Genomic DNA, 13209 nt, shown 5'->3' with positions numbered 1-13209 from the left:
GCGCTGACCGGAATGATTACTTTGCGGCGCGAGCCACTTCCTGAGCGACCCGTTCAGTCGCATCGGGGATCGCCACCTGACGGGCCTGTTCAGCCATCGTCAGCAATGTTGCACGATCCCAGTGGCGTAGCTGATCCGCTACAGCCTCCGCAGTAAATTGCGGCTGCTCAAAAATTCTGGCGGCGCCCGCTTTCTCCAGCGGCAGCGCGTTCCAGTACTGCTGACGATCTTTATGCAGAAACGGCACGAAAATCGCCGGTAAACCGGCAGCAGCGACTTCGCTCACGGTTAATGCGCCGGAGCGGCATACCACTACATCAGCCCAGGCGTAGGCAGCAGCCATATCATCAATAAATTCGGTCACCTTATGCTGCGTCTGACCAACCTGCTGATACGCTTTCTCTGTTTCGGGCAACGCGCCTTTACCGGTCTGATGCCACAGGGTGATCTCATCACCCACCAGCGCCGCAATTTGCGGTAACGTCTGGTTCAGTATCCGTGCGCCCTGACTTCCGCCAATCACCAGCACCCGAATCGGGCCATGACGACCTGCCAGACGTTGCGCGGGTAAAGGCAGTGCCAGAACATCAGTGCGAACCGGATTTCCTACCACGTCGGCGGCAGGAAATGCGCCCGGAAACGCCTGCAAAACTTTGGTGGCGATTTTCGCCAGCCATTTATTGGTCAGACCGGCAATACCGTTCTGCTCATGCAGCACAACCGGAATACCGCAGCTCCAGGCCGCTAAGCCGCCAGGACCGGAAACGTAGCCGCCCATGCCCAGCACGACATCCGGCTTCCACGCTTTCATGATGCGACGCGCCTGACGCCATGCATTGAAGATGCGCAACGGTGCCAGCAGCAACGCTTTCATGCCCTTACCGCGTAGTCCGCTGATGCGGATAAAGTCGATGTCGATGCCATGCTTTGGCACCAGATCGGCTTCCATACGGTCAGCGGTGCCTAACCAGCGAACCTGCCAGCCCTGTTCCATCAGATGATGGGCGACAGCCAGACCGGGAAAGACATGTCCACCGGTTCCGCCTGCCATCACCATCAATCGCTTACCGCTCATCGACCACCTCGGGTAAACGCCTGCGCTTTCGCCAGGCGCGTTTCATAATCTATGCGTAATAAAAAGACGATGGCGGTCGACATAATGATCAGACTCGACCCACCGTAACTAATCAGCGGTAAGGTCAGACCTTTGGTCGGTAACATACCGGCGGCAGCCCCGACGTTAACCAGCGCCTGGAAACTGAACCAGACACCAATCGAACAGGCTAAAAAGCCGGAAAAACGCTGATCCAGTTCCAGAGCACGACGGCCAATCGACATCGCACGAAAAGCGACGAAGAATACCATTAAAAGTGCCATTACCACACCGACGTAGCCGAGTTCTTCCCCGATGATGGCGAAAATAAAGTCGGTATGCGCTTCCGGCAGATATTCCAGCTTTTGCACGGAGTTACCGAGCCCCTGCCCCCAGAATTCACCGCGGCCAAATGCCATCAGTGACTGGGTTAGCTGGTAGCCGCTACCAAAGGGATCTTCCCACGGGTTCCAGAACGACGTCACACGGCGCATACGGTAGGGTTCTGCAATGATCAGCAGAATCACCGCAAAGATACCGGAGCCGATGATGGCCATGAACTGCCACAGCTTGGCGCCCGCCAGGAACAGCATCGCCAGCGTCGTTACGAACAGCACAACTACCGTACCGAGATCCGGCTGCGCCAGCAGTAACACGGCCAGCACGACCATCACGCCCATCGGCTTACAGAAGCCCCAGAAGTTGTTACGCACCTCTTCAACTTTGCGCACCAGGTAGCTGGCGAGGTAGCAGAACAGGGAAAGTTTTGACAACTCCGCAGGCTGGATACGCAGTGGACCCAGTGCAATCCAGCGCGATGCACCGTTTACCGAGCTACCCACCACCAGAACAATCAGCAGCATCGCCACCGTGACCATCAGCATCACGTTGCTGTAGCGCTGCCAGAAATCCATTGGAACCCGTAGCGTGACCAGCGCCATACCCAGAGCCAGCACGATGTAGAAGGCATCACGCTTGGCGAAGTAGAAGAGATCGTCATTCAGACGCTGACCCACCGGCATTGACGCCGACGTCACCATCACAAAACCAATCACCGCCAGGCCCAGCGTGAGCCATAGCAATGTGCGGTCATAAAGCACCAGCGAAGAGTCATCACTTTCGCGTGCGCCCATGACCCAATCCTTCAGGCGTCCTGAGAAATATCCCGCCAGTCCGGCACCAGGAATATGCATCAGCTCAGCTCCTTCGCCAGTTGCGCGAACTGCTCACCGCGCTGCTCAAAGTTACGGAACTGGTCAAGGCTGGCGCAGGCCGGCGACAGCAGAACCATATCGCCTGCTTTAACCTGCGGCGCGATCTGCTCCATCGCCTGTCGCATGGTTTCCGTGCGCACGGCGATGTCAGGACGCAGCGCGGCCAGTTCATCGCCATCGCGGCCAAAGCAATACAGACGCACATTGTCACCCTGCAACCAGGGGATCAGTGGCGTAAAATCGGCTGACTTACCATCACCGCCCATCAGCAGCCACAGTGTTCCCTGAACCTGCAGGCCATTCAGCGCCGCTTCAGTGCTGCCGACGTTGGTGGCTTTGGAGTCATTGATCCAGCGTACGCCCTGATGCTCATGGACCAGCTGGAAGCGATGCGCCAGACCGTTAAAGTGCGTTAAAGCTGCCAGGCTTGAGGCACGTGGCAGACCGACCGCATCGGCCAGCGCCAGCGCCGCCAGCGCGTTGGTATAGTTATGCTGTCCCACCATCTTCATTTCAGCGGTGTTCAGCACTTTCTCGCCCTTCACCCGCAGCCAGATACTGCCCTGCTGCTTGTTGAGATGGTAGTCACCGAAATCGACACCAAAGCTGACACAGCGGGTATCTGCGCCGCGTACCGGCATCGTCAGCGCGTCATCGGCGTTAACGATGCAGATCTGCGCATTCTCATAGACCCGCAGCTTGGCGGCACGATACTGCTGCATACCGAGTGGATAACGATCCATGTGATCTTCGCTGACGTTAAGCACGGTTGCCGCAGCCGCTTTCAGACTGTGCGTCGTCTCAAGCTGGAAACTGGAAAGCTCCAGTACATAAAGTTGCGCCGGTGATTGCAGCAGACTCAGCGCGGGCAGACCAATATTGCCGCCGACACCCACCTGCCAGCCTGCAGCTTTCGCCATCTCACCCACCAGCGTGGTGACGGTGCTTTTACCGTTGGAGCCGGTGATCGCCACGATAGGTGCCTGCGCCTCGCGGCAGAACAGCTCAATGTCACCGACAATTTCAATTCCGGCTTCAACGGCTTCGCTAAGAATCGGATGCGCCAGTGCGACGCCAGGGCTGGCAACAATCAGATCGGCCGCCAGCAGCCAGTCGCCGTTGATGCCGCCCAGGTGGCGTTCAACCTGCCCGGGCAGCTTATCCAGCCCCGGCGGCGAGACACGGGTATCCATTACGCGAGGCGTTACGCCCTGCGCTAAAAAGAAATCAACACAGGAGAGCCCGGTAAGGCCCAGCCCAATGATGACCACTTTTCTACCCCGATAGTCAGCCATGATTAACGCACCTTCAGCGTGGCCAGGCCAATCAGCACCAGCATTAGCGAAATAATCCAGAAGCGCACAATGACGCGCGGTTCCGGCCAGCCCTTGAGTTCATAATGGTGATGGATCGGCGCCATGCGGAAAATACGCTGGCCGCGCAACTTAAACGATCCCACCTGCAGGATCACTGACAGCGTTTCAACCACAAACACACCGCCCATGATCACCAGTAAAAATTCCTGACGCAGTAACACCGCGATGGTGCCCAATGCGCCGCCCAACGCCAGTGAGCCGACATCGCCCATAAAGACCTGAGCCGGATAGGTGTTGAACCACAGGAAACCCAGCCCTGCCCCGACGATGGCGGTACAGACAATCACCAGCTCACCGGCGTGACGCAGATAAGGAATGTGAAGATATTCTGCAAATTTCACGTTACCGGTTGCCCAGGCGACCAGCGCAAAGCCCGCGGCAACAAAGACGGTTGGCATAATCGCCAGGCCATCCAGACCATCAGTCAGGTTGACCGCGTTACCCGTTCCAACAATCACAAAGTAGGCCAGCAGCACATAAAACAGACCTAACTGCGGCATGATGTCTTTGAAAAAGGGCACGACCAGTTGGGTCGCGGGGGTATCTTTGCCTGCGGCATAAAGCCCGAACGCGACACCCAGCGAGATCACCGACATCCAGAAATATTTCCAGCGGGCGATCAGCCCTTTGGTATCTTTACGCACCACTTTGCGGTAGTCATCGACAAAGCCGATGATGCCAAAACCGATTAACACGAACAGCACACACCAGACATACGGATTCGACGGATACGCCCACATCAGTACCGAGATAGTGATGGAGGTCAGGATCATGATGCCGCCCATCGTCGGCGTCCCGCGCTTACTGAAATGCGATTCCGGGCCATCGTTACGGACAACCTGGCCAATCTGTAATTTCTGCAGCCACGCGATCAGACGCGGCCCCATCCAGAGAGAGATAAATAGTGCAGTCAGCAGGCTGACAATGGCGCGAAACGTCAGATAGGAAAAGACGTTGAAGCCTGAATAAAAAGCGACCAGATGCTCGGCCAGCCAAACTAACATGTTCCTTTCTCCTTTAAGCTCAGTACTACCTGCTCCATGGCGGCACTACGTGAGCCTTTAATCAGGACGGTAATTTCTGAGTGTTCGGACAACAACTGACGCAAACGTTCAGTCAGCGCTGTCTTATCGCTGAAATGTTCACCAACTTCGCTGCTTTCACTGATGAGATGGCTGAATTTTCCGCAACTGAGCACGCAATCAATGCCTGCTTCACGTGCCGCCTCACCGATTTCGCGGTGACATCTTTCGGTCTCGTCGCCCAGTTCCGCCATATCCCCCGCGACCAGTACCTGATAACCCGGCATCTCCGACAGGACCTGGACGGCGGCGGTCATCGAACCGACGTTAGCGTTGTAGCTGTCATCCAGCAGCAGCTGATGCGCAGAGAGGCGCACCGGGAACAGACGACCTGGCACCGATTGCAGGTCTTTCAGCCCCTGCTGGACGGCGCTAAGCGGGGCATCTACTGACAGGGCCAGTGCCGCTGCGGCCAGTGCGTTGGCGATGTTATGCCGACCCGGTAATGGCAGCACGATCTCAGCTTCGCCACGCGGTGTCTTCATCACAAAATGGGTGCCGTCCTGCGCAATGCGAATATCACGGGCAGTGAAATCACACTCTTCCGCCTGCGGTGAGAAACGCCACACGGTTTTATCCTGCAGCGTGGTCTGCCAGTTTGGCCAGTCGTTGCTCTCTTCGTTAAGAATCGCAATGCCGTTAGCCGGCAAGCCCTGGAAGATTTCACCTTTAGCTTTAGCGACACCCGCCAGCGAACCAAAGCCTTCCAGATGTGCTGCCGCCAGGTTATTCACCAGCGCACTTTCCGGTTTAACTAAGTCAGTGGTATAGGCAATTTCACCCTGATGATTAGCACCAAGCTCAATAACCGCATACTGATGTTCTGTGGTCAGACGCAGCAGCGTCATCGGCACGCCATAATCGTTGTTGAGATTACCTGCGGTGTAGAGCGTTTCGCCGCACTGACGCAGAATCGCTGCCGTCATCTCTTTCACTGAGGTTTTGCCTGAGGATCCGGTCAGCGCTACGACGCGGGCGGTCGACTGCTGACGGACCCAGCCACCCAGCCTGCCAAAGGCGATACGGGTATCTTCAACCACCACCTGAGGAACCGCGACAGGTAAGTGCTTACTGACCAACAGCGCCTGCGCACCACGGGCAATCGCATCTTCAGCGAAGTCATGGGCATCAAAACGTTCGCCCACCAGCGCGACAAACAGACTGCCCGCCGTTACTTTGCGGGTATCGGTGGTCACGTCACTCAGGGTTAAATCGCTGCCGTGCAGCATACCGCCCGTGATCTCCGCCAGAGTCTTTAATGAAACCGGAATCATGCTGCGCCTCCCATCAGTGCCGCAACCGTGGCACGATCGGAATAGTCGAGACGACGGTTGCCAATAATCTGATAATCTTCGTGACCTTTACCGGCCACCAGCACGATATCGTCGGGCTGCGCCTGCATGATGGTGTTAGTGACCGCTTGCGCACGACCAGCCACCACGCGGGCTCGGCCTGGATCCAGCAGACCGGTCAGAATATCTTTTACAATCGCCTGCGGGTCTTCGCTGCGCGGATTGTCATCTGTAATCACCACCACATCCGCATACTGCTCAGCAATCGCCCCCATTAAGGGACGCTTGCCTTTGTCACGGTCGCCGCCGCAGCCGAACAGGCACCACAGTTTGCCTTTGCAGTGCAGGCGTGCCGCTTCGAGCGCTTTTTCCAGTGCATCCGGCGTGTGGGCATAATCCACCACGACCGTTGGTTTTCCTGCGGCGCTGAACACTTCCATACGCCCATTGACCGGCTGCAACTGCGGTGCAACGCGGATGAGCATCGCCAGTGGATAATCCAGTGACAGCAGTGTTGCCAGCGCCAGCATCAGATTGCTGACGTTGAAGGCGCCCATAAGCGGGCTGTCGATTTCGCCGTTGCCCCAGCTGGAGCTGAAACAGATGTGCGCGCCGTTATCGTGATAGTCCACCGCATCGGCTTTCAGCCAGCGGCCATGGCAGCCCGGCTGAAGGTTATCCTCCATGGTGACGGCAACAGCATCCGGTAAGCGGGCCAGCCAGCGACGGCCAACGTCGTCATCAGCGTTAAGAATTGCCTGCCCGACCTGATGCTCAGAAAACAGCAGCCATTTGGCTGACTCATAGCGCTGCATATCACCGTGATAATCGAGGTGATCGCGGCTGAGATTGGTGAAGACCGCTGCGGCAAACGGCAGCGACGCGACGCGATGCTGAACCAGGCCATGTGACGAGACTTCCATTGCGGTCAGGGTCGCCCCTTTTTCCGCAAGATCGTTCAGCAGATGCTGAACATCAACCGCTGAACCGGTGGTATTTTCTGCAGCGGATAAGTGCCCCACCAGCCCATTGCCAACGGTGCCCATTACCGCGCTGGTTTCACCCAGCAGCGTCGCCCACTGCGCCAGCAACTGGGTCGTGGTGGTTTTACCGTTGGTGCCGGTGACGCCAATCAGCGTCTGCTTCTCGCCCGGTTGCTGGTAAAACCGGCCTGCTAAGGCCGAAAGACGCTGATTCAACTGCGCCAGATAAATAACCGGTACGCCGTGCATTTCACGGATTTCGCCGTCGGCCGCTTCGCCCTCAGCTTCAGCCACCACGGCGGCGACGCCCTGCGCAATAGCCTGCGGAATGAAACGGCGTCCATCGACCTGATGGCCCGCAACCGCAACAAACAGATCGCCAGAAGCCGCAATGCGGCTATCCAGGGTCATGTCGCGTAGTGGGCGCGCCGGCGCACCTGGCACCCAGGGGCCGAGTAAGTCGCGCAGGTTACGATCTGTCACTAGATTCCTCACTTCTGTTAGTCACCAACTCATTCTTGTCATTGGTCGTCGGTAAAGCGTCGGGCTCGATGTTCATGGTACGCAGTACGCCACCCATGATGGCACCAAACACCGGTGCAGAAACCGCACCGCCGTAATACTTGCCAGCCTGGGGATCGTTGATCACCACCACCAGCGCGAATCGGGGATGACTGGCAGGCGCAACGCCTGCGGTGTAGGCAATATATTTGTTGACGTAGCGTCCATCCGGCCCGACTTTTTTCGCCGTACCGGTTTTTATCGCAATGCGATAACCCTTGATGGCCGCTTTGACACCACCGCCACCGGGCAGCGCCACGCTTTCCATCATGTGCATCACGGTTTTCACCAGTGACTCATCGAAAACGCGTTGTCCCGCGACGGGCGGATCCACTTTGGTAATCGACAGTGGGCGATTAATGCCATAGCTGCCAATTGTTGCGTAGACTCGCGCTAACTGTAACGGCGTTACCATTAGCCCGTAGCCGAAAGAGAAGGTGGCCCTCTCTATGTCAGACCACCGTTGTTTTTTAGGGTATAAGCCACTGCTTTCCCCGACCAGCCCCAAATTGGTCGGTTTACCCAGTCCAAAGCGCGCGTAAGTTTCTACCAACGCTGAGGAGGGCATCGCTAACGCCAGACGTGAAACACCGACGTTACTCGACTTCTGTAAAACCCCTGTCAGGGTCAATTCGTTGTAGCGCGCCACATCTTTGATCTCATGACCATTGACGCGGTACGGCACGGTATTCAGAACGCTGTTTTCTTTGACCACGCCGCGCTGCAGCGCCGCCATCACCACCATCGGTTTCACAGTCGAGCCAGGCTCGAAAATGTCGGTAATGGCGCGGTTACGCATCAGATCTTTTGGCGTATTACCCAGATTGTTAGGGTTGTAAGCCGGGCTGTTGGCCATTGCCAGCACTTCACCGGTATTGACATCCACCAGCACCGCCGTACCCGATTCCGCTTTGTTAAAGGCTACGGCGTTATTCAGTTCACGGTAGACCAGGGCCTGTAGCCGCTCATCAATGCTTAGGGTCAGGTTATGGGCGGCGCGGCTGTCCACAGAGGAGATATCTTCGATGACGCGACCGTAGCGATCTTTACGCACCGTACGCTCGCCTGGCGCGCCGGTCAGCCATTTATCAAAGCTTTTCTCTATACCTTCGATGCCCTGCCCGTCGATGTTGGTAAAACCAATCAGATGGGAGGTAACCTGCCCGGCAGGATAGTAACGGCGCGACTCTTCGCGCAGATGAATACCAGGAAGTTTGAGTTTTTTGACGTATTCGCCGATGGCCGGATTGACCTGACGTGCCAGATAGACAAAGCGGCCTTTAGGATTGGCATTCACGCGCGCGGCCAGCTGATCAAGGGGAATAGAGAGTGCATCGGACAGTGCCTTCCAGCGGCTGTCCAGCGTGACGCCGCCACCGGCGTGCAGCTCTTTAGGATCAGCCCAGATGGCATTAACCGGTACACTGACTGCCAGTGGACGTCCGGCGCGATCGCTGATCATCCCGCGCGAGGTCGGCACTGCCTGAACACGCAGCGAGCGTAAATCGCCCTCTTTGACCAGCTTGCCAGGATTGATTACCTGCAGCCAGGCAACACGTGAAAGCAATCCACCCAGCGCCAGTAAAATACAGCCGCACAGCAACGCAAAACGCCAGCTTACAAAGCTGGCTTTATCTTCCGGTTTCTTCAACTTCAGCGTTCTGCCTGTGCCGCTCATTCGCTAACTGAGGTCCTTATTTCTGCACCACGATATTTTCTTGTGAAGGATCAACGTGCTGCAGCTGCAGCTTCTCGGTGGCGATGCGTTCAACACGGCTGTGGTCGCCCAACGCATTCTCTTCCAGAATCAGGTTGCGCCACTCGATATCCAGCGCGTCACGCTCCAGCACCAGTTGTTCGCGCTGCGCGGTTAACAATCGTGTTTTATGGGTGGTAGTCACCACCAGCACGGCAGACACCACCACCGCGATCAGCAACAGCACCGGAATCTTGCCTTTTCTCAGCAGATCCCCGCCGATGACGGCAGGCAGGCTGTGACGCTCATTACCGATCATTCGTCGGTTTTCTCCGCGATACGTAATACCGAGCTGCGCGCGCGTGGGTTTTCAGAGACTTCAGCATCACCCGGCGACATTTTGCCAAGCAACTTCAGTTCACGTCCGCCCAGGGCGCGCAGCTGATGTTCAGTCATGGGAATCCCAGGCGGCACCTGCGGCCCGCGGCTCTGATCGCGCATAAAGCGCTTCACCAGCCGATCTTCCAGTGAATGGAAGCTGATAACAGAGAGACGCCCCTGCGGGGCCAGTACTTCAACAGCCCCTTTCAGTGCAATGTCGATCTCTTCCAGCTCGCTGTTAATCCAGATACGAATCGCCTGGAAGCTGCGCGTGGCCGGATGCTTAAACTTATCTTTCACCGGCATGGCGATGGAGATAACTTCAGCCAGTTCACGGGTGCGGGTCATGGGCTGCTCGCGGTTGCGCTCAACAATGGCCCGGGCAATACGCTTAGCGAAACGCTCTTCACCGTAGGTCTTCAGGACGAAAGCGATATCCGCCTCTTCTGCGTGCAGTAACCATTCTGCGGCGGAGTGACCCCGTGAAGGGTCCATACGCATATCCAGTGGTCCGTCACGCATAAAGGAGAAGCCACGTTCGGCGTCATCCAGCTGCGGCGATGAAACTCCCAGGTCGAGTAAAATGCCGTCAATTTTTCCGACTAATTCCCGTTCAGAGACATACTCTGCCAGCGCGGAAAAAGGGCCATGAATAATTGAAAAACGCGGGTCGGTAATCTCACCAGCAGCAGCGATAGCTTGCGGATCACGATCGATGGCGATCAGTTTTCCCTTCTCTCCCAGTTGCGAAAGAATCAGGCGTGAATGGCCACCACGACCAAATGTGCCGTCGATGTAAATACCGTCTTCCCTGATATTGAGGCCGTTAACCGCCTCATCCAACAGCACGGTGGTATGTTTGAAATTTTCCTGCATAGCTATAGCGACAAGTCCTGCAACCGCTCAGATAAAGGTTCCTGAGCCGACTGTTCTGCGTCAATATCGTCCCTGACTTGTTGATACCAGGTCTGTTCATCCCACAGCTCAAACTTATTGAACTGTCCAACCAGCATCACTTCTTTGGTTAATTTTGCGTGCTGCCGAAGCGTATTTGCCAGCAGCAGGCGGCCTGCATTGTCCATCTGACATTCACTGGCATGCCCCAACAGCAAACGCTGCACGCGGCGCTCAAGTGGATTCATACTGGAAAGGCGTGCCAGCTTTTTTTCAATGATTTCCCATTCGGGCAGGGTATAAAGCAACAGGCATGGCTGGTGGAGGTCGATGGTACAGACCATCTGCCCCTGAGACTCCCCAATCAGCAAATCGCGATATCGCGTGGGTACGGCGAGTCGCCCTTTGCTGTCGAGATTGACTAACGTTGCTCCGCGGAACATGCCAGTCTCTTCTCCTCATTACCCATTTGCGCCACTTTATCCCACTTTTTACCACGAAACGAGTTTAAGGATCCCATGAAATCCTTGTCAAGCCGGAGCGGTAGTTGAATATCACTCTTTACAAGGCGCAGAATTAAAGTCTGGCGACGATATAATCGAATAAAAGAGGGAAGTAAAAATTAAACCAATGAATACCTGAATAAAAAAAACAGCCCGTGGAAAAACGACTAAAAATGAAACAATGTAAAGGGCTAAATATTTATCCTGGTTTCTGAGACAGCGGCGGCATTTTAGGGGATTTCCGAAAGGAAGCCCAGCGGCTTCAGGCCAGACGGGAAAGGAAGTTTGTTGAAGTTGTAAGCAGATAATAAAAATAAGCCTTTCTGCTTTGTTAGATTTGATGAGCAGAATTTACGCTTTTTTACGTCGACCTGTTTATTTAATCAGTTAAATTGCGAAATAAAATGACTGGGCAGTGTAATACTGCCCGTTAATCATTTAACGCGTCGGCTTAATTGCCCGCGACGGTATAAATTACGGCGGATGCGGGTTAATCCCGGTTTCGGTTTTCTGGGTTCGTCCAGCGAGGCTAAAACTAATTCCAGCACGCGCTCGGCCACGTCACGATGACGCTGACCAACCGCCAGAACCGGACACTCAAGAAAGTCCAGTAATTCATGGTCGCCAAAAGTGGCAATCGCCAGCTCGGTCGGCAGACGGCCGTCTCGTTTCAGCGTCACATCCATCACACCCTGCAGCAGACCAAATGAGGTGGTAAACAGTGCCTCGGGCATCGGGTGCTCTTCAAGGTACTTTTCAAAGAGTGCTGCGGCGGCAGTACGTTCGAAACTATTGCAGTAGATATAGTCAATCGGACGGGGATCGTCTTTCCATGCATCGCGGAATCCCATCTCGCGCAGAAAACTTACTGACAACTCAGGTAACGCACCGAGGAACAACACGTTTTTAACTTCAAGCTGACGCAGTTCAGCGGCCAGCGTCTGCGCATCGTCCTGATCGGCACCCACTACGCTGGTGAAATGCTCACGATCCAGCGCGCGGTCTAATGCAATAATTGGCAGAGGATCGTTGATCCAGCGCTGATAGAAAGGATGCTCGGGTGGCAGCGAGGTGGAAACGATGATTGCATCGACCTGCCGCTGCAACAGATGTTCAATGCAGCGCATCTCGTTATCGGGCTGGTCTTCAGAACAGGCGATCAGCAGCTGATAGCCACGCTGACGCGCCTGTCGCTCAAGATAGTTTGCAATACGGGTATAACTGGTATTTTCCAGATCCGGGATCACTAACCCAATTGAGCGTGTACGCCCGGCACGCAGCCCGGCAGCCACCGCATTAGGGTGATAATTATGCTCACGAACCACAGCCATGACTTTTTCAACGGTTTTGTCGCTGACACGATACTGCCGCGCTTTTCCGTTGATCACATAACTGGCCGTGGTGCGCGACACGCCTGCCAAACGCGCAATTTCATCCAGTTTCACGATAACCCCACCATCAAATCCGCTTTTACGGCAGAAATAGCCGCAGTTAAGCTATGGATAACTCATGTCTATCATCTAACAGCAGAAAAGTGCGCGGAGCAACCGCTTTTCTGAATGTAACCCGCCTGGCGCATAAAAAATAAAAAAACCCGGCATTTCGCCGGGTTAGGTGAGGATTTATGATGCCACAGCGTGATTAACGCATGATGCGATCGCCGCGTGAAACGCCCACGATACCGGAACGCGCCACTTCAACAATTTCGGCAACATCGCGGACAGTGCTCAGGAAGGCATCCAGTTTGTCGCTGGTGCCTGCCAGCTGAACCGTGTACAGCGTCGGAGTCACATCGATGATCTGACCACGGAAGATCTCGGCGTTACGCTTCACCTCTTCGCGACCATAACCACTGGCCTGAATCTTCACCAGCATGATTTCGCGTTCAACGTAGGCGCCCTGCCCCAGCTCGGTGACGCGCAGCACATCCACCAGCTTGTGCAGTTGCTTTTCAATCTGCTCCAGCACCTTCTGATCGCCCACCGTCTGAATGGTCATCCGCGACAGCGTCGGATCGTCCGTCGGTGCCACGGTGAGGCTTTCAATGTTGTAGCCGCGCTGTGAGAACAGGCCGACGACACGGGATAATGCGCCGGATTCGTTCTCCAGCAGAACTGATAAAATACGACGCATA

At 55.6% G+C, this 13209-nt stretch carries 12 protein-coding genes; all 12 read right to left on the bottom strand.

Annotated elements, in window-relative coordinates; genetic code table 11:
- Positions 1-16: 16 nt before the first annotated feature.
- Positions 17-1075: an undecaprenyldiphospho-muramoylpentapeptide beta-N-acetylglucosaminyltransferase gene (gene murG, locus HZZ01_RS12200; protein ID WP_179897662.1), complete on the bottom strand. Its 1059-nt coding sequence runs from the start codon at positions 1073-1075 to the stop codon at positions 17-19.
- The gene (gene ftsW / locus HZZ01_RS12195; RefSeq protein ID WP_179897660.1) at positions 1072-2286 is read right to left on the bottom strand and encodes a cell division protein FtsW; all 1215 of its coding nucleotides are present in this window, start codon (positions 2284-2286) and stop codon (positions 1072-1074) included. Before ftsW ends, murG begins: the two co-directional genes overlap by 4 nt.
- Positions 2286-3602, bottom strand: a complete 1317-nt coding sequence (murD, locus tag HZZ01_RS12190; protein ID WP_179897658.1) for a UDP-N-acetylmuramoyl-L-alanine--D-glutamate ligase — start codon at positions 3600-3602, stop codon at positions 2286-2288. The genes ftsW and murD overlap by 1 nt, the downstream gene beginning before the upstream one ends.
- 2 nt (positions 3603-3604) lie before the next feature.
- Positions 3605-4687 carry a phospho-N-acetylmuramoyl-pentapeptide-transferase gene (mraY, locus tag HZZ01_RS12185; RefSeq protein ID WP_003854755.1) on the bottom strand — a complete coding sequence of 361 codons (1083 nt, stop codon included), beginning with the start codon at positions 4685-4687 and terminating at the stop codon, positions 3605-3607.
- Complete coding sequence (murF, locus tag HZZ01_RS12180; RefSeq protein WP_179897656.1) at positions 4681-6039, bottom strand: UDP-N-acetylmuramoyl-tripeptide--D-alanyl-D-alanine ligase; 1359 nt, start codon at positions 6037-6039, stop codon at positions 4681-4683. Before murF ends, mraY begins: the two co-directional genes overlap by 7 nt.
- Positions 6036-7523: a UDP-N-acetylmuramoyl-L-alanyl-D-glutamate--2,6-diaminopimelate ligase gene (murE, locus tag HZZ01_RS12175; RefSeq protein WP_179897654.1), complete on the bottom strand. Its 1488-nt coding sequence runs from the start codon at positions 7521-7523 to the stop codon at positions 6036-6038. Before murE ends, murF begins: the two co-directional genes overlap by 4 nt.
- The gene (locus HZZ01_RS12170) at positions 7510-9279 is read right to left on the bottom strand and encodes a peptidoglycan glycosyltransferase FtsI (protein WP_179897652.1); all 1770 of its coding nucleotides are present in this window, start codon (positions 9277-9279) and stop codon (positions 7510-7512) included. Before HZZ01_RS12170 ends, murE begins: the two co-directional genes overlap by 14 nt.
- 16 nt (positions 9280-9295) lie before the next feature.
- Positions 9296-9616, bottom strand: coding sequence for a cell division protein FtsL (gene ftsL / locus HZZ01_RS12165; protein ID WP_003854764.1), 321 nt, complete (start codon positions 9614-9616; stop codon positions 9296-9298).
- Positions 9613-10554 (bottom strand): 16S rRNA (cytosine(1402)-N(4))-methyltransferase RsmH, encoded by a 942-nt coding sequence (gene rsmH / locus HZZ01_RS12160; RefSeq protein ID WP_179897650.1) that lies wholly within the window; start codon positions 10552-10554, stop codon positions 9613-9615. The genes ftsL and rsmH overlap by 4 nt, the downstream gene beginning before the upstream one ends.
- A gap of 2 nt (positions 10555-10556) precedes the next feature.
- Positions 10557-11015 (bottom strand): division/cell wall cluster transcriptional repressor MraZ, encoded by a 459-nt coding sequence (gene mraZ, locus HZZ01_RS12155; RefSeq protein ID WP_009092149.1) that lies wholly within the window; start codon positions 11013-11015, stop codon positions 10557-10559.
- A 494-nt stretch (positions 11016-11509) separates the two neighbouring features.
- On the bottom strand, positions 11510-12520 hold the full coding sequence (cra, locus tag HZZ01_RS12150) for a catabolite repressor/activator (RefSeq protein WP_179897648.1): 1011 nt from the start codon (positions 12518-12520) through the stop codon (positions 11510-11512).
- Positions 12521-12716: 196 nt separating this feature from the next.
- On the bottom strand, positions 12717-13208 hold the full coding sequence (ilvN, locus tag HZZ01_RS12145) for an acetolactate synthase small subunit (RefSeq protein WP_003854770.1): 492 nt from the start codon (positions 13206-13208) through the stop codon (positions 12717-12719).
- Position 13209 lies beyond the last annotated feature (1 nt).

The sequence above is a fragment of the Pantoea sp. WMus005 genome (assembly GCF_013415305.1).
GTDB classification, from domain to species: domain Bacteria; phylum Pseudomonadota; class Gammaproteobacteria; order Enterobacterales; family Enterobacteriaceae; genus Pantoea; species Pantoea rara.
This window is presented reverse-complemented; position numbering and strand designations above follow the sequence as displayed.